General features: G+C 73.5%; 14 protein-coding genes. 9 read left to right on the top strand and 5 right to left on the bottom strand.

Annotation, left to right across the window (positions count from 1 at the left end; genetic code table 11):
• The first annotated feature begins 17 nt into the window (after window positions 1–17).
• A complete protein-coding gene (locus O1G21_RS03305; protein WP_270140571.1) occupies window positions 18–3,242 on the top strand; it encodes a bifunctional cytochrome P450/NADPH--P450 reductase in 3,225 nt (1,074 codons plus the stop codon).
• Between the two features lie 235 nt (window positions 3,243–3,477).
• On the opposite strand, the gene O1G21_RS03300 is transcribed toward O1G21_RS03305, so the two are convergent.
• From O1G21_RS03300 to O1G21_RS03285, 4 genes are all read right to left on the bottom strand, one after another.
• Window positions 3,478–4,644: a damage-control phosphatase ARMT1 family protein gene (locus tag O1G21_RS03300; RefSeq protein WP_270140569.1), complete on the bottom strand. Its 1,167-nt coding sequence runs from the start codon at window positions 4,642–4,644 to the stop codon at window positions 3,478–3,480.
• A gap of 358 nt (window positions 4,645–5,002) precedes the next feature.
• Window positions 5,003–5,545 (bottom strand): GNAT family N-acetyltransferase, encoded by a 543-nt coding sequence (locus O1G21_RS03295; RefSeq protein ID WP_270140568.1) that lies wholly within the window; start codon window positions 5,543–5,545, stop codon window positions 5,003–5,005.
• A gap of 16 nt (window positions 5,546–5,561) precedes the next feature.
• A complete protein-coding gene (locus O1G21_RS03290; RefSeq protein WP_270140566.1) occupies window positions 5,562–6,290 on the bottom strand; it encodes a hypothetical protein in 729 nt (242 codons plus the stop codon).
• Window positions 6,291–6,368: 78 nt separating this feature from the next.
• Window positions 6,369–7,202: a tyrosinase family protein gene (locus O1G21_RS03285; protein WP_270140564.1), complete on the bottom strand. Its 834-nt coding sequence runs from the start codon at window positions 7,200–7,202 to the stop codon at window positions 6,369–6,371.
• Window positions 7,203–7,387: 185 nt separating this feature from the next.
• Here O1G21_RS03285 and O1G21_RS03280 point away from each other — a divergent pair, with 185 nt between their 5' ends.
• From O1G21_RS03280 to O1G21_RS03250, 7 genes are all read left to right on the top strand, one after another.
• Window positions 7,388–8,023, top strand: a complete 636-nt coding sequence (locus O1G21_RS03280; protein ID WP_270140562.1) for a hypothetical protein — start codon at window positions 7,388–7,390, stop codon at window positions 8,021–8,023.
• A gap of 114 nt (window positions 8,024–8,137) precedes the next feature.
• Window positions 8,138–9,196, top strand: coding sequence for an NAD(P)-dependent oxidoreductase (locus O1G21_RS03275; protein WP_270140560.1), 1,059 nt, complete (start codon window positions 8,138–8,140; stop codon window positions 9,194–9,196).
• 270 nt (window positions 9,197–9,466) lie between these two features.
• Entirely contained in the window at window positions 9,467–10,645 is a 1,179-nt protein-coding gene (locus O1G21_RS03270; protein WP_270140559.1) for a macrolide family glycosyltransferase, read from the top strand.
• 139 nt (window positions 10,646–10,784) lie between these two features.
• A complete protein-coding gene (locus O1G21_RS03265) occupies window positions 10,785–11,501 on the top strand; it encodes a ribonuclease H family protein (protein ID WP_270140558.1) in 717 nt (238 codons plus the stop codon).
• Between the two features lie 479 nt (window positions 11,502–11,980).
• Window positions 11,981–12,112 (top strand): hypothetical protein, encoded by a 132-nt coding sequence (locus O1G21_RS03260; protein WP_270140557.1) that lies wholly within the window; start codon window positions 11,981–11,983, stop codon window positions 12,110–12,112.
• A 58-nt stretch (window positions 12,113–12,170) separates the two neighbouring features.
• A complete protein-coding gene (locus tag O1G21_RS03255) occupies window positions 12,171–12,389 on the top strand; it encodes a hypothetical protein (RefSeq protein WP_270140555.1) in 219 nt (72 codons plus the stop codon).
• Between the two features lie 97 nt (window positions 12,390–12,486).
• Entirely contained in the window at window positions 12,487–14,301 is a 1,815-nt protein-coding gene (locus O1G21_RS03250; protein WP_270140554.1) for a DUF1003 domain-containing protein, read from the top strand.
• A gap of 65 nt (window positions 14,302–14,366) precedes the next feature.
• Here the strand turns inward: O1G21_RS03250 and O1G21_RS03245 are convergent, their stop codons facing one another.
• Window positions 14,367–15,725: a hypothetical protein gene (locus O1G21_RS03245; protein ID WP_270140553.1), complete on the bottom strand. Its 1,359-nt coding sequence runs from the start codon at window positions 15,723–15,725 to the stop codon at window positions 14,367–14,369.
• A gap of 458 nt (window positions 15,726–16,183) precedes the next feature.
• Between O1G21_RS03245 and O1G21_RS03240 the strand changes: the two genes are divergently transcribed.
• Window positions 16,184–16,975, top strand: coding sequence for a hypothetical protein (locus tag O1G21_RS03240; RefSeq protein ID WP_270140551.1), 792 nt, complete (start codon window positions 16,184–16,186; stop codon window positions 16,973–16,975).
• Window positions 16,976–17,019: the final 44 nt, after the last annotated feature.

The raw sequence follows: 17,019 nt of genomic DNA, 5'->3' as shown, positions 1-17,019 counted from the left end.
TGGGAGGGGACCCACCGATGACCGACACCACGACCGAGGCCAGGACGACCGGGGCCAGTGACGGGACCACCACCGTGGACCCGCGCGTCCCCGTGGTGGACATCTCCGCGCTGCCGCCGGTCAGCGTCCCCGTGCTGCGCAGCATGGAACTGGCCAGAGAGCACGGACCGGCCTTCCTCCAGCGTCTGCACGGCCGGGAGATGCTGCTGGTCAGCAGCCTGGAGCTGGTGGAGGAACTGGCCGACGAGGAGCGCTTCACCAAGGCGATCGGCCCGGCGCTGCAGAACGTCCGCGAGTTCACCGGCGACGGCCTGTTCACCGCCTACAACGACGAGCCGAACTGGGCCAGGGCGCACGACATCCTGATGCCCGCCTTCGCCCTCGGCTCGATGCGCACCTACCACCCGGTGATGCTGAAGGTGGCCCGCCGGCTGATCGAGGCCTGGGACCGCCGCTCGGCCGCCGGGCTGACGGTCGACGTGCCCGGCGACATGACCCGGATGACCCTGGACACCATCGGACTGGCCGGGTTCGGCTTCGACTTCGGCTCCTTCGAGCGGGACGAGCCGCACCCCTTCGTCGAGGCGATGGTGCGCTGCCTGGACTGGGCGATGACCCGGCAGACCCGCAACCCGGAGCTCGACCACAGCGAGCGCGACGCCGCGTTCCGCCGGGACGCCGACTACCTGGCCGGCGTGGTGGACGAGGTGATCGCCGCCCGGGTCGCGAGCGGAGCCGAGACCGGCCCGGCCGAGGACCTGCTCGGCCTGATGCTCGGCGCCGTGCACCCCGTCGACGGCACCCGGCTGGACATCGAGAACATCCGCAACCAGGTGATCACCTTTCTGATCGCCGGCCACGAGACCACCTCGGGCGCGCTCTCCTTCGCGCTGCACTACCTGGCCAAGCACCCTGCCGAACTCCGGCGCGTCCAGCAGGAGGTGGACGCGCTCTGGGGTGACCAGGCCGACCCGGATCCCTCGTACGAGGACGTCGGCCGGCTGCGCCACACCCGCCAGGTGCTCAACGAGGCGCTGCGACTGTGGCCGACGGCACCCCAGTTCAGCCGGGAGGCGCGCGAGGAGACCCTGCTCGGGGGGCGGATCCCGGTCCGTCCGGGACTGCCGATCTTCGTGCTGACCACGATGCTGCACCGCGACCCGGCCTGGGGCGACAACCCGGAGCTCTTCGACCCCTCCAGGTTCGACCCCGAGCGCGAGGCGGCCCGCTCGCCGCACGCCTTCGAGCCTTTCGGCACCGGTGAACGCGCCTGCATCGGGCGGCAGTTCGCGCTGCACGAGGCGACCATGCTGCTGGGCATGCTGGTTCACCGCTACCGGCTGATCGACCACTGCGACTACCGGTTGACCCTCAAGCAGACGCTCACCATCAAGCCCGACGGCTTCACCCTCGCCCTCGCCCCGCGCACCCCCGCCCCGCCGGCCCGGCACGACCAGCCGGCCCAGCACGACCGGCCGATCGGGACCACGGGCGCCGCCGAGCGCACCGAGCGCCCCGGCCGGGTCCGCCCGGGCACCGGACTGCTGCTCCTGCACGGCTCCAACTACGGTGCCTGCCGCGAGTTCAGCCGCGAACTCGCCGACGCCGCCGCCGAACTCGGCTGCGACACCGAGACCGCCCCGCTGGACGCGTACGCCGACGGCCTGCCCACCGACCGCCCGGTGGTGATCACCGCCGCCTCGTACAACGGCCAACCGACCGACGACGCCGCCGAGTTCATCCGCCGACTCGGCGAAGCCGCGGACGGCGCGGCCGACGGGGTCGAGTACGCCGTCCTCGGCATCGGCGACCGCACCTACGCCGCCACCTACCAGCGCATCCCCACCCTGATCGACGACCGGCTCGCCGCCCTCGGCGGCACCCGGCTGCTCGCCCGCGCCGAGGCCGACGCCTCCGGCGATCTGGCCGGTACGGTACGGGAGTTCACCGAGGCACTGGCCGACCTCCTGCTGACCCGCCACGGCGACGCCGAGGCCGCGGCCGCGCCGCGGGAGGAGGCCGCGTACACCGTGAGCGAGCTGACCGGCGGCCCGCTGCACGCGCTCGCCGCCCGGCACGGCATGAGCGAGCTGACCGTCACCGCCGTCGACAGCCTGACCGACCCCGGGTACCGCCGGGTCAAGCGGCTCGTCCGCCTCGCCCTGCCGGCGGGCGCCGACTACCGGACCGCCGACCACCTGACCGTGCTCCCGGCCAACGACCCGGCCCTGGTCGAGCGCGCCGCCAAGCTGCTCGGCGCCGACCTCGACACGGTGCTCAGCATCGTCGCCCACCGCCGCACCGGCCTGGCCGTCGACCGCCCGCTGACCGTACGGGAACTGCTCACCCACCACGTCGAGCTGCAGGACCACCCCACCGCCGAGCAGCGCGCCGCCCTCGCCGCGCTCAACCCCTGCCCGCCCGAGCAGGCCGCGCTGCGGGCGCTGCCCGCGGACGACCCGCGCACCCTGCTCGACCTGGTCGAGGACCACCCGGCGCTGCGGGAGGCGCTGAGCTGGCCGGTGCTGCTGGAGCTGCTGCCACCGATCCGGCCCCGGCACTACTCGATCTCCTCCTCGCCCGCCGGGCTTCCGGCCGGGGAAGCGCGGGAGGTCGACCTGATGGTCTCGGTGCTCAGCGCCCCGGCCCGCTCGGGCCGGGGCACCTTCCGGGGCACCGGCTCCGGCTACCTCGCCCGGGTGGGCGTCGGCGACACCGTGCTGGCCCGGGTCCAGCCCTGCCGGGAGGCGTTCCGGATCGGCCACCGCACCCCCGTGATCATGATCGCGGCCGGCACCGGCCTGGCGCCCTTCCGCGGCGCCGTCGCCGACCGCCGGGCGCTGCTCGCCCCGCCGGCCCATGGCACGGAACTGGCCCCGGCGCTGCTCTACTTCGGCTGCGACGCCCCGGAGGCGGACTACCTGCACCGGGCCGAGCTGGAGGAGGCCGAGCGGGCCGGCGCGGTCTCGATGCGGCCCGCCTTCAGCGAGCAGCCCGAGGGCGGGCGGCGGTTCGTCCAGGACCGCATCGCGGCCGAGGCGGCGGAGGTCTGGGCGCTGCTCGAGGCCGGGGCCGAGGTGTACGTGTGCGGCGACGGCGCCCGGATGGCGCCCGGCGTGCGGGAGGCCTTCCGGGCGCTCTACCGCGAGCGCACGCCGGGGGCGGACGAGCAGCGGGCACAGGACTGGCTGCAGGGCCTGATCGAGGCCGGCCGCTACGTCGAGGACGTGTACGCGGGCTGAGGGCACGTCTGCTGGAGAAACGGCCGCTGAAGGACGGCCGCTGATGAACGGCCGCTGATGAACGACCGCTGATGAACGACCGCCCGCCCGCTGCTCCGGTCGAGCAGCGGGCGGGCGGGCCTCAAGCCGCCGTTGCGGGTCGCCGATCGGGATCCCCCAGGGCGCCGGGGGCGGGGCCCGTCGGTGTGGTGCTTCGTCTCCGTGTCCGGCTAGTGGTGCTTCGTCTCCGTGTCGGCTACGACCCGGCGCACACCTGGATGACGGCGTGGCGGCCGTCGACGCGCCACGTCGTCCCGGTCCCGTCGAGGCGGGCGACGGTGGCGGCGTCGAGGCCGACGATGACGTCCGACTTCAGGGTCCGCAGGGCGGCGACGGCCGAAGGGAAGTGCCCGGCGGTCTCGGCGAAGGGCGTGGTCGGGGGCCAGAGCCGGTCGCCGACCAGGCGGCGGTAGTTGAGGTCGCCCTTGAGGATCGTCAGCGCCGCGCCCGCGAGTTCGGCCCGGAGGTCGGCGGGCAGGTCGTGGTACGGGAGCGGCGCGCAGAAGAACGGATGGGTGCGGAGCACGAGCGTGCCCCGGTTCAGGGCCTGCCACAGTCGGCTGCCGACGGCCTGGGCCGCGGCCGACGGCGCGGTGCGCAGGCGGTCGACCGAGGCGAGGACGTCGGCCGTCGTCGCGTCCGACACGAAGTACGGCTGGGGCTTCACGTACAGGACGACCTCGGCGGCCCGACCGTCGGTCAGCAGGTGGTCGATCAGCACCAGGTCCGGCAGCAGCTCCCGGCCCGCGTTGTCCGCGACGACGCAGACCCGCCCGTCCCCGGCCCGATCCAGCTCGGACCAGAGCACGGCGCTGTCGTCGGCGAGCAGGCCGGACGAGGCTGGCCCGCCGGGCCCGGCGGTGATCTGGAAGCCGAGGTCCGCCCGGTTGCCCCACAGCGCGGACGACAGCAGTGCCTCCGCCCGCTTCGTTCGCGGCAGCGCGTCGAGCTCGCTGAGCGCGACCAGCTCCTCGTCCACCGCCACTCCGGCCAGCTCGGCGTTCTTGAACGGCGCGAACGGGTCGATGCCCTGCCACGCGCCGGGCCGGAAGTAGCCGATGGCGTCGAGCAGCCGGCGGTAGAAGTAGCTCTCCGCCCACAGGAACGGCGCCTCGCCCCAGGGCCTGCCCCACACGAGCCCGCCCCACTCCCGCCACTGGGCGGCGTCCGGAGCGTCCTCGCCCAGCGGCTCCAGGACGCCGGTGGTGCTCTCCACGAGCAGCCGCTCGACCGCCGCCCGCTCGGCCGGGCCGTACGGCAGGGCGTCGAGGACCTGCCGGACGAGCCGGGGATGGCGCTCGTGGAAGACGGCCCACGGGAAGGAGCCGGGGACGTCGCTGCGGATCACGGGGGCGTCGGACACGGTGGGCCTCTCACCGGGAGCTGGTGGCTGGGCCGGGGGAACGGTCCCCGTCGGCTGGGGCCGAGACTAGACGATCACCGGAGCGGCGAGGGGGGCGGGAAGGCGGAGGGAAAAGTGTTATCCGCGCGCCCGCCGGGCGGTCTCCTGGGCGTGGGAACGAACGCGCAAGGCCGCGGCAGAGGGTATGCGGCCGGCACGCGGGGTTCGAGATGGGGCGCTCCGCGCGGGGACGGCAGTCTCCGGCCGCGTTCGTTCCCACGGCGCCCGGCCGGATCGTCCCGTCCGTCCGGCGTCGCCCGGCGGTCCGCACGCACCCCACGGCGGCGGACCGTCGGGCGCAGGCTCAGGGCGCTGTCCGTCAGCCGCGGTGGAGCCGCCAGATCTGCTCCTCGCCGGTCTCCGCCGGGGCGAGCGCCTCGGCGGGGCGGCGCGAGTGCTCGGTGAAGCCCAGCCGGGCCGGGACGGCGGCGCTCGCGAGGTTGGCCGGGTCGTGCACGATCTCGACGAAGTCCACGCCGGGGAACCGGAAGGCCTGTTCGGCCAGCGCCCGGGCCGCCCGGGTGGCGATGCCTCGGCCGGTGGCGGCGGGGTGCAGCCAGTAGCCGATCTCCCGGCCGTTCACGGCGGTGTCCTCGCGCCGGAACAGCCCGCAGGCGCCGACGATGGCGCCCTCCAGCAGGATCGCGTAGGTGAAGTCCTTCCCGCTCTCCCACAGCGCAGGCCGCTCCGCCAGGAACGCGGTGGTCTTGGCCACGCTGTGCTCGGCGACCCACGGCATCCAGGGCCGCAGGTGCTCCAGCGACTCCTCGATGACCCGGAAGAACTCGGGAAGGTCCGCCTCGCCGCGGAAACGGCGCAGCGTCACCTCGCCCAGGGTGATCTCCTGCTCTGCTGGCTCCATCCAGGGAGGATCCCCGTCACCACGATGCCCGCGCAACGGGATTACGGCGCTTCCGGGCCTGGTGGAGCAGGGCGCCGAGGCCGGCCGCGGTGCCGGAGACGGCGAGCAGGGAGACGTCGGCGAAGCCGACCATGGCGAGGTCGAACCGGGGATTCTCGGCTCCCGCGGTGAACTCCGGGTCCACCAGGCCGTCCGGGTCCTCGGTCACGCTGACCCGCTCGCCCGCCGCGTCACCGGAGCCGCAGTTGACGGACCGGGTGCGCCCCGGGGCGTCGTCGTAGCGCACCGCGCAGCTGTAGCTGGTGGACTTGCCGTGGATCACCCTGACGTCGGTGACGGTGCCCGGGTGGGTCGTGCCGCGCATGGACAGCACGGTGGACTGGGCGGTGTTCAGGCCCAGCATCGGGACGGCGATCACCGGGGCGAGCAGCAGGGTCAGTGCCACGCGCTGCAGCACCCTGGTCGGGCAGAGGCACACCACGCTGTAGATCAGGCCGATCGCCCCAGGGAGGACCAGGGCCAGCGCCGGGAGGAGGAACCACGGCCCGAACGCGCCGAGCGCCCCGCCGAGCGGGAGCAGCACGGCGGCGGCCGGGATCCACAGGGCGGTCAGCAGCGGCCGGCGCGGCCACGACGTGTCGCTCTTCCCGTTCTTCCCGCTCCTCCCGTTCTTCCCGTTGCTCTCGGCCCGACCGGCCTGGCGGTGCCGCCGCTGCCCGGGCCCGTAGGTCTCGTAGTGCGTCATGGCGGGAGATCCTGCCAGGTCAGACCGGGGACGGGCGGCGGGGGCGGCCCCTTCGCCGGGCCGGGCGGCTTGTGGAGGTCAGCGGTAGGAGTAGTGGAAGTTGCCGATGTCCCGGGTGGTGGGCTCGGTGACCCGCCACGGGTCCATCACCGCGTCGTCACCGGTCAGCGGCGGGTTCTCGTTCTGGTGCGTCACGTGCCAGGTCCACCAGAGCCGGTCGACGTTGGCGTGGTGCAGGAAGAACAGCGGGTCGGCCGCCGCGGTGGACAGGTCGGACATGGTGGCGCCGACCCAGTCGTGGATCAGGTCGTGGATGTGCTCCAGGCCGTCCACGAAGGACATGAAGTCGCCGGACCGCATCACCTCGTCCAGCTTGGCGGTCCGCCGCCGGAGGTCCTGCTGGCTCCCGGGCGAGCGGGTCACCCGGATGACCCCGCCCATCGCACCCGGCACCACCACCGTCGGCAGCACGCCGCTCAGCCAGTCCGGGACCTGCTGGTCGGCGGTCCAGTCCCAGTACGGCACGGTGACGTCCGAGTGGATCCGCTGCAGGGCGGTCTCCAGGACGTTGACGAACACCCGGTGCCAAGGGAGGAAGCGCCGGGCCCCGAGGTCGTCGGGGGCATTGGTCATCCGGTGCTGGTGGTGGCCCATGTCGGCGTGGATCGCCACCAGCTTGCCGAAGTCGCCGGACTGGTTCAGCACGGTGAAGGCACCGACCAGCCGGGAGCGCTCGGTGTCCGTGAGGTCCTTCTCGCTCTTGCGGACCTTCTCCACTGGCTGGGCGCGGCGCAGGGCGGCCAGATCGGCGAACGTCCTCGGGCCGGGACCGCCGTCGTGTGCGGCGGTGGCGCGGACGAGCAGGTCGGGATGGGCGAGGGCGGCGAGCTGGTGCTCGAACAGCTGGGTCACGGCACAACCTCGGGGTCTCGGAAGCCGGCGCGGACGCGTACTGCGCCCGCCCCAGCAGAATCCCGCCGGGCACCGGCCCCCGCACGCGGGGCTACCCCGGTGGAGGGCCGTCGCACCGACGGCGGCCGCCGGGCCTGTCAGGGCCGTCGGGCATGATCGAGGGAGGTCGAGGAACGGAGGTCGCGGTGAGCGCCACGGGGTTGTGGGTCATCGGTACGGTGGCTGACGAGGAGCTGCGGCAGTTGCTGCGTGCGGCGGCCGAGGCGGGGCCGCCCGCGCCGCCCGCGCCCGGGGTGGCTGCCGAGCTGGAATGGTGGCGGGGAGTGGCGGGCGAGTCCCTGTTCGGGGATCCGGCCGCCGGCGACGGGATCGCCGGGGAGGACGCCTACCGGCTCTGCAGGTTCTTCGACAGCTGCCGGGACGGCTCCGACGCGGTTGAGGACTTCCGCGAGGCCGTGATGGATCGCTTCCGGCCGGAGGACAAGGAGGGCCTGTTCGCGGCCGCGGCGCGCAAGGCCAACCCGTTCTGGGCCCTCGCCTACGCGCTCGGACCCGACGCGACCCTCCGACTGCCCGGCTGGTTCGGCGACTTCCTGCTCGACTCCCGGCAGGTCCGGGCCCGCCTCCCCGACGCGGAGGAGGCCCTGACCCTGACCGGGGCCCGGCGCCGGGAGGTGGTCGAGCGCATCCACGCCTGGATGACCGGCCTCGGCGACGACCCTGACCACGACGCCGACGCCCTCCTCGACGGCCCCCTGCGCGTGCTCCGCCACGCCGCCCGCACCGGCCAGGGCGTGGCCGGGCACACCTACTGGCACTGAGGAGCGCGGATGGACCATCTACGGATGGAGACCAACCCCATCGAGACCCGCGAACTCCGCGACCCGTTCGCCGAGTTCCCTGCGAGGTTGATCCCGGCGGAGTGAGGGGCGGGCGTGGAGCGGAAGCGGGTCCTGATGTTGGACGCGGCTCCGGGGGAGCTGCTCGATCGTGAGCTGGAGCGGCTGGTCGGGCACGGGCTCGCCGTCACGCTGAACCTGCGCCGGTTGGGGGACCGGGCGGGGGCGGCGGTCGACCGGTGGGCGGACCGGGTGGAGTTCACCGACGTCGACCTGTTCGACGAGGCGGCGCTGATCGAGGAGGTGGTGCGGGGCGGCCGCGGGTACGACGCCGTCAAGTCCCGGGCGAGCGCTCCGCTGCGCGCCGCGCTGCTCGAGGCGGCGACCGATCGTGCGCTGGCCCACCGGCTGCGGGTGGTCGGACGGGCCGGGGCGGGCACCGACCACGTCGACCAGGCCGCCGCCGCCCGCCACGGGGTCACCGTCACCCACACGCCCGGTTCCAACGCGAACGCCGTCGCGGAGTTCGCCCTGGCCCAGCTGCTTGCCCTGACCCGGCGCCTGGCTCCCTACAACGACGCTGCACACCAAGGCCGTTGGAGCGCACCGACGGCCCCCGCAGTCGAGCTGTCCGAACTCACCCTGGGCATCGTCGGGCTGGGGCGGATCGGCCTCGCGCTGGCGGAACGGGCCACGGCGCTGGGCATGACCGTCCAGGGCTACGCGCGGCGCCCGACCCACCCGCCGGTGCGCCGGGTCGAATCCCTCGACGCCCTGCTCGCCACCAGCGACGTGGTGTCGCTGCACCTCCCGCTCACCCCGCAGACCGAAGGGCTGATCGGGCGGGCGGAACTCGCGCGGATGCGGCCCGGGTCGATCCTGCTGAACACCTCCCGGGGCGGCATCGTCGACGAACAGGCGCTCGCCGACGCCCTGCACGACCCGGCCCGGACACCGGCGGCGGCCGCCGTCGACACCTTCGCCCACGAGCACGCCGCCTTCGCCTCACCGCTGTTCGGCCTGCCCAACGCCCTGCTCACCCCGCACGTCGCCGGAATGACCAGGAGCGCCATGGCCGAGGCGGCCCTGCGCTGCGCGGATCACATCGCGGCACTGCTCGCCGGACGGCCGGACGGCATTCCCGTGGTGGCCTGACCACGTTACGAGGTCGCCGCCCGGAACAACGCCGCCGCGGCCCGGTCCCCGGGAAGAAGGTCTCGATGACGATCTCGTCCAGCGCCACATCCAGGACGGTGGCCCCGCCAGTCATCGAGGCCCGGACGCTATCCGGCGCCGTTCGCGGGCCTCCACCGGATTTCCGTCTCCGACTCCGACTCCGGCGCCAACCGCCAAGTCCTGGACTGAGCACAGCAGCTGGGCGGAATCCGGTGGCGTCGCGTCCCCGCTCCTGGCAGGGTGCCAGCCGTGCTGAGGAAGAATCTGCTCTTCGTGACCCTGACCGGGCACGGGCACATCAACCCGATGCTGCCGCTGGTCGAGGAGCTCGTGCGGCGCGGGCACCAGGTGGTGTACGCCACCGAGGCGGGTCATGCCGCCGCCGTCACCGGGGCCGGCGCGCGGTGGTTGGAGCTGCCGTCGCCGCCGCCGTTCACGCCGCCGCCGGTGATCGGTCCGGCGGCGGTGGCCGGCTGGTTGCGCCACTACTTCGCGGCGCTGAGCGCGACGTACCCGGTGCTGCGGAGGCACTGTGGGTCGGAGCGGGTGGACGCGATCTGTTACGACACGACGAACTGGCCGGGCCGGATCGCCGCCCGGAGCCTGGGCATTCCCGGGGTGCAGTGCTTCCCCCACCTCGCCTCCAACGAGACGTACTCGCTGGACCGGCAGTTGACCGGGGGGATCGACGCCGACGATCCGGCAGTGGCCTCGCTCGCCGCCGACTGCGCCGCCTTCGCCACCGAGTACGGCGTCCCGCTCGGCCTCGCCGACACCATGACGGTGGTGGACGGGCTCAACCTGGTGTTCGTCCCCCGGGAGTTCCAGCCGGCCGCCGACAGCTTCGACGGGCGCTTCCACTTCCTGGGCCCGTCGACGGGATCGCGGGAGCGGGTCGAGGAGTGGTCACCGCGCGACCCCGACGCGCCACTGCTGTACGTGTCACTGGGCACCGTGGTCGACGGCCACCCGGACTTCTACCGGGCGTGCGCGGCCGCCGTCGCCGACCGGTCGTGGCAGGTGGCGATGAGCGTGGGCGGGGCGGAGCGCGCGGTACTGGGTGCCGTCCCGGGGTGGGTGGAGGTGCGGTCGCGGTTCCCGCAGCTCGCGGTGCTCCGCCGGGCCACCGCCTTCGTGTCCCACGCCGGGATGAACTCGGTGATGGAGGCGCTGACTTACGGGGTCGGCATCGTCGCCGTCCCCCGGACGCCCGAGCAGGCGGCCAACGCAGGGCGGCTGGTGGAGCTCGGGCTGGGCGAACGCCTGGACGACGCGGAGCCGGTGAGCCCGGAGGCACTGTGGGCGGCGATCAGCAGGGTCGCCGCGGACCCGGTGGTGCGTGCCGATCTCGCGGAGATGCGCCGGGCCGTCCGGCGGGGTGGGGGAGCGGCCCGGGGCGCCGACCTGGTCGAACAGTACGTCCGGTAGGCGCCTACCGGGCCGCGGGAGAAGCACGACCCGCTGACCGGCCGGGGTCGCAACTCCACCGACTTCAGCTGGTCCGCCGCGCCGCTGCTGCCCCTGCTGCGGAAACTGACCGCTTTGGCTCCGCGCCCCCTGACCAGGCATGATCGGGGGCATGGTCGAACGAGTCATTGCAGCGTGTGACGGAGCAGCCAAGGGCAACCCGGGTCCGGCGGCCTGGGCCTACGTGGTGGCGGACGGCGCCGGGGTGCCCCAGCGCTGGGAGGCCGGGCCGCTCGGGCACAGCACCAACAACGTCGGCGAGCTGACGGCGCTTCAGCAGCTGCTGTCCGCCACCGACCCGGCCGTCCCGCTGGAGGTCCGGCTCGACAGCACCTACACCCGCGACTCGGTCACCAAGTGGCTCAAGGGCTGGAAGCGCAACGGCTGGAAGACGGCCGCGGGCAAGCCGGTGGCCAACCGCGAACTGATCCAACGGATCGACGAACTCCTGGAGGGCCGGGACGTCACCTTCGTGTACGTTCCCGCCCACCAGGTGGACGGCGACCCGCTGAACGCCATCGCCGACAAGGCCGCCAGCGACGCCGCCCGCACCCAGCGGGCCGCCGCCGGCACGGCCGCCGACCTGCCGGTGCCCGACCCGGCCGCCGCCGTGATGGCCCCCAAGGCGCGTCCCACCCGCTCGGCCGCCACCTCCTCCGGCACCGGCGGCGCCGCCAAGCGCAGCGGCGGCTCGCGCACCCTGAACGCCCGCTTCCCCGGCACCTGCCCGTGCAGCCGCCCGTACGCCAAGGGTGACAAGATCACCAAGGTGGGCAGCAGCTGGGGCCACCCGGAGTGCGCCGCCGCCCACGCCTGAGCCCGAGCACGACTGGGTCCGCCCACGCCTGAGCCCGCTCACGCCGCCGTCTGAGTAGCCGTACTCAGGCGGCGGATCGGCGCGGCGGTGGACGATGTCGATCATGACGAAGACCTGGCAGGGCCGCCGGGCGTCCGTGCGGATCGGAATGCCCACCGCGGCCGCCGGGGCGATGGTGCTCGGCGCGGTCGGCTACCACTCGGCCGCGACGCTGGCGGACGGGCTGCCCCGGGCCTGGTCTGGACGGCGGCGGCACCGGCCAGTCCCGCACGGCCGTCCTCGGCGCCCGCTGCGCCCTCGCGGGGATCGCCCCGCCGCAGTGGCGGGAGGCCCCGCGGCGGGCCCGCCAGACCCTGACCGGCCAGGGCTGGACGGTCGCCGCCGTCGACGACTCCGCCCTCGTCCCCGGCCTGTCGCTGACGCCGCCGGCCACCGGTCCGGGCTCCCTCGCCGAGACGGTCTCGATCAGCTACAACCGCGTGGACCACACCCTCGCGGTCGCGGCCGGCACCGAGTGCTCCCGCCACTCCGACGGCACGCCGGTGGAACGGGGTGGGGAACCGGCCGACCTGCCGACCATCACCGCCCCGACGCAGTTGCGCACCCACTGAGTCCGCCGGCGCTCCCGCCCGTACACACAGGTGAGCGTTCCGGAGCGGAGGAGCGGAGGTGAGTGCGGTGATCGTGTCCGAGACATCGGAGTTCCACGTCGGCGACCAGGTGTGGGTCTACCGCGACTCCTCCTTCGGTGCGGTCGAGAGCGCCGTCGTCGTGGCCGCCCCGGCGGACCGCAGCCTGCGGGTGGAGTTCGCCGACGGCCACCGTAGCCATCTGCGCCGCGGCCGGGTCGAGCTGCACGCGCCGCGAACGGAGCGGGCGTTGACATGACGTCAGGAAAAGCGCTCGGCGACCCGCCGTCCGGCACCCGCTGTCATCATGAACACGACTCCGGCGGTGGCGCCGGAAGCGAGCGTGAGGAGCGGGCGTGCGGGAAGCCGGTACGGGGATCGACCAGCCGCGGCAGCAGCCGGTGGCGATGGCGGACCAACAGGTCGGGCTGAACGGCGCGTTCGCCGCCGCGCTGACCAGGGCGGTGGGGTCGATGCCCGCCCTGTACGTCGCCCTGGCGCTGGTCGGCGGCTGGATGGCGCTGGCGACCTGGGGGCCGCTGCACGCCGTCGACCCGTACCCCTTCGGGTTCCTGCTGTTCCTCGACAACGTGGTCCAACTGGTGCTCTGCCTGGCGATCCTGGTCGGCCAGCGGGTGCTGGGCCAGGCCGCCGACCGCCGGTCGGTGCAGACCTACGAGAACGCCGAGGCGATCTTCGCCAGGGTCGCCGACCTCCAGGCACACCTCGACCGCCACGACCGGGCACTTGGCCGTGGCGTCAGCCTGCTGGAGACCAGCGGCCACCCGTGGATCGAGCGGCACCGGGTGCAGCCGCCGCCGCAGGCGCTGGACCAGGCCACCGGGGTCAACGGGCGGATCGCCGCCTGGCTGACCGGGCGGCTGGGCAGCATGTGGGCCTTCTACCTGGCGGCCGGGACGCAGGTGGTGTGGATCGGCCTGTCCCGGCTGGGGCTGCAGACCTTCGACCCCTACCCGTTCGCCTTCATGAGCTTCCTCTCCACCCTGGCCCAGCTGATCTTCATGATCGTCATCATGGTCGGCCAGGACGTGCTGGGAAAGGCCGGCGACCGCCGCGCCGAGCAGACCCTGTTGGACGCCGAGGCCGTACTGCACGAGTGCGGCCGGATGAAGGCCCGGCTGGAGGCGCAGGGCAAGGTCATCGAGAGCCTGGCCGACTACACCAGCGCCCAGGTCACCCGGCACCTGGCCCGGGCCATCCACCAGAGCCGGCTCACGGCCGCGGTGGAGGACGGCGAGGAGCCGGGCAGCCGGCCGACCCTGCTGCCCTGGGAGGAACTGCCCGAGGAACTGCGGTCGGCCAACCGGCGCCAGGCCCGGCAACTCGGCGAACGCCTCGCCGCGGTCGGCTGCCTGATGGTGCCCACCTCCGAGCAGGTGGCCCCCGAGGCCGTCGGCGGCTTCGAGGACTTCACCGAGGAGGAGACCGAGGTGCTGGCCCGGCTGGAGCACGAGCACGAGCACCGCTACGGAACGGGCGCCGAACCGGAGGCGGTCCTCCCCGGCCAGCGGGACGGCCGGGCGGAGTTCCTGCCCTGGGAGGAGCTGTCCGACCGGGCCCGGGCCCGAACGGTGGAGTCGGTGCGCCGGATTCCCGCCGTGCTGGCCGACGTCGGCTTCCAGGTGGTGCGGATCGGCCGGATCACCGACGGCGTGGGGGAGTTGGACTTCACCCCCGAGGAGTGGGCGGTGCTCGGCCGGGCACTGATGGCCTCCGGTGTGCTGGTCGCCCTGGCCGAGGGCGTCGCCGATCCGGAGGAGATCATCGCGATCGTCAAGCTGCTGCGCGAGGCGGGCACCACCCACCCGCGACGCTTCGTCCGGGAGCTCGCGGCCGCCTCTACCTTCGACACCGGGCTGCGCCCCGACACCCGCTACGCCGAGTACCGCGAGCCGGCGCTGGAGACGATCCGGGCCGCCGCCCGGATCGTCGCGGAGCGGGCGCCGGACGAACTCGACGGGTTCCGCGTCTTCCTGCTGGAGATCGCCACCGTGGTCGCCGACGCCAACGAGGAGGGCGGCATCCTCGGCCTGGGCGCGCGTAGCCGGGTGCCCAGCGAACTCGCGGCGATGGAGGCGGTCCGGGTGGCCGGCGACCCGGAGGCGCCGATGCCCGAACGGGCCAAGGTCAGCCTGCGCAGCCGGAGTTGACCGAACGCGACCGGCCGACCACGGAGGCGGTCGGCCGGTCGGTGCGCATGGACGTCAGGAGGGGATCACTTTTCGTGGGCGATCGACTTGAGGTCGTCGAAGCTCATGCCGACCTTGTTGAGCGCCTGGGCCTCCGGCAGGCCGAGCGCGGCCAGCTCCTTGAGCTGGACGTCGGTCAGCGGCGCGGCGTCGGTGCTGACCGACGGGACGGCGCCCGGCGCGGTCTCGTCACCGAGGTCGGAGCTGTCGCCGCCGGCGGCCAGCAAGAAGAAGCTCTTCATGAGGTCCTCGGTGGTCATCTTGTTCGGCACCGGCGACGGGACCTCGACCTTCGGCGTCTCCTGGTCGAAGGTCAGCTTCACCGGGAAGCTGACGCCCGGGTCCACCTCCTTCGCCAGCTGCGCCAGGTCGAAGCTCGCCGAGGAGAGCGAGCCGTCCTTCAGGTAGAGGTCGGCGCCCACCTTGCGGTCCGGGACGTTGCTCGGAGCCTCGGTCGGGAACTTCTTGAACTGCTGCGGGAACTTGGTGGAGAGTGGCTTGAGGGCCTTGTACAGCTCGTCCACGGCCTGGCGGGCCGGGGCGCTCATCCAGATGTGCTCGGTGCCGTCCTTCTTGCCCTTGTCCTCGAAGGTGACCGTCCGGTTGAAGACGTCCTTCAGCGAGTCGAGGAGCTCCTTGCCGGCCTGCGGGTCGACCGAGGGCAGGGCCTCCGGCTCGCCGCCCTTGGCGCCGTCGTTCTTCTTGGCCTCGTTGGCGAGTTCCTGGAGGTCGAAGGAGGTCCAGTCGCCGCTCAGCAGGCTCTTGGCGGGGTCCGTGCCGGGGGGAAGGTCCTTGGTGACGGAGTCGGCCTCGGACGGGTCCTGACCGGTGAGCTTGAGCACGCTCTTCAGGTCGATGCGCAGGTACCCGGTGGCCTCGGCCTGGCGGTACTCGAGCAGCGGGGTGCCCTTCTTGTCCGCGATGCGGTAGGAGACGCGCACCGACTTGTCGAGCGTGACGTCCTTCTGGTCGCTCGCGCCCGCGTTCTTGAAGGCCTCGACGTCCTTGAGCGGCTTGTCGGCGGAGACCGACACGGCTATGGAGAGGCCGGACAGCCCCTTCGCGCTCTGCTCGTCGACGGCCTCGTCGCCGCTCTCCTTGGTGAAGGCGACGATCTGTTCGGGGGTGGCGTCCACGGAGAGCGTGAAGCCGGCCGACTTGCTGTCACCGATCCTGCCGAAGGCCTTGGAGACCTTCTGGCCGGCCGAGATCTGCTCGGCGGTGCCGCAGGCGGTGAGGCCGGCGGCGAGGACGGAGGCGGTGACCGCGACGGGCAGCGCACCGCGCGCGGCCTTGCGGATGGCGGTGTTGATGGTGCATCTCCTGTGTGACGGGGCCTGACCGAAACGGGCCAGGCCGATCCCTCCCCCTGCGGCGAAGTGCACCGCAGCGCGTACACATGGGAGCACAGTGTCAGCAAGGATGCACACGATTTTTTGACCCCGGCTTTAACAGATCTGTCCGAGATGGTGACCCTTTGGCCGGATTCCACCCCACCGGGCCGACCGGACCACCCCTTGGACGAGCCGGAGTCGGCCCCGCGCACGAAGTCGCCGGGACAGGAGGAACAGCTCCGCCACCGGCACGGTGGAGACCGGTGCCGCCGCCGAGTGCTGAGCGGCAGTCGGCCGGTCATGACCCGTACGGCCGCTCCGAACGCCCCAGGACCAGGCCGCCGTTGGACGCTCCGTGTGCCGACTTGGCCCCGGCGGGCGCCGGACCGGCGGGGCGCCCGATTCCACGGGGACGGCGGTGTTCGAAGTGTCATCACCACCTGCTAACCTCAGCCGATTTCCCGCCACACCGAGTCGGCGGACACGACGGGGTAAGAGGTACAGAAGACATGGCATTCCTCCGGGCCAAGCAGAAGGCCCAGGTCATCGAGAAGCTCTCGCAGGTGGCGCCTCCCGGCGAGACCTTCATCGCCTGCGTGCACGCGGAGAGCGGGCCCAGCCCCTGGCTCGCCGCGGCGCTCGGTGAGATTCCGCTCGTCGGCCTGATCATCGTGCTGACCCGCAGGTACTACTTCCTGACGCTCACCAACAGCCACGTGGTGATCAACTCGGCCAACCGCTGGAACAACCGCCCCGGCGACGTCGTCGCGGCCTTCCCGCGGCACGCCTTCCCGGTCAACCGGGTCAAGCGGGCCAGCATCTGGAGCTCGATGTACGTCCAGATGCCCGGCAACAGCAGCCCGACGCGCCTGAACATCCACCGCATCTGGCGCGCCGAGATGGACCAGCTGAGCGCCGCCTTCCCGCCCGGGTCGATCGACCCGAGCTCGCAGCCGTTCGACACCCCGCAGGGCCAGGGCTACCCGATGCCGGGGCAGCCGATGCCCGGCCAGGCCATGCCCGGCCAGCCGATGCCGGGTCAGCCGGGGATCCCGCAGCAGCAGGGCTACGGCGCGCCGCAGGGCCAGCCGTACCCGCCGCAGCAGCCGTACCCGGCCCCGCAGGCGGCCCCGCACGGGCAGCCGTACCCGGCGGCGCCCCAGGCCTACCCGCCGGCCCAGCCGTACCCGGCGCAGCCGGGCGCCCAGGTGCCGCCGCCGGCCCAGCCGTACCCGCCGCAGGTCCCGAACGTGCCCTACCCGGGCCAGCCGGGCCAGCAGGGCTACCCGGGCCAGCGCTGACCGAGGTCCGGCCCCGGTTCCCCACCGGGGAGCCGGGGCCGACC

The sequence above is a fragment of the Kitasatospora cathayae genome, from assembly GCF_027627435.1.
Classification (GTDB): Bacteria; Actinomycetota; Actinomycetes; order Streptomycetales; family Streptomycetaceae; genus Kitasatospora; species Kitasatospora cathayae.
This window is presented reverse-complemented; position numbering and strand designations above follow the sequence as displayed.

Coding starts and splice junctions, on each gene's coding strand:
- O1G21_RS03305 (WP_270140571.1), top strand. CDS start 18: ATGACCGACACCACGACCGAGGCCAGGACGACCGGGGCCAGTGACGGG.
- O1G21_RS03295 (WP_270140568.1), bottom strand. CDS start 5,545: ATGGAGCCAGCAGAGCAGGAGATCACCCTGGGCGAGGTGACGCTGCGC.
- O1G21_RS03290 (WP_270140566.1), bottom strand. CDS start 6,290: ATGACGCACTACGAGACCTACGGGCCCGGGCAGCGGCGGCACCGCCAG.
- O1G21_RS03265 (WP_270140558.1), top strand. CDS start 10,785: ATGATCGGGGGCATGGTCGAACGAGTCATTGCAGCGTGTGACGGAGCA.
- O1G21_RS03240 (WP_270140551.1), top strand. CDS start 16,184: ATGGCATTCCTCCGGGCCAAGCAGAAGGCCCAGGTCATCGAGAAGCTC.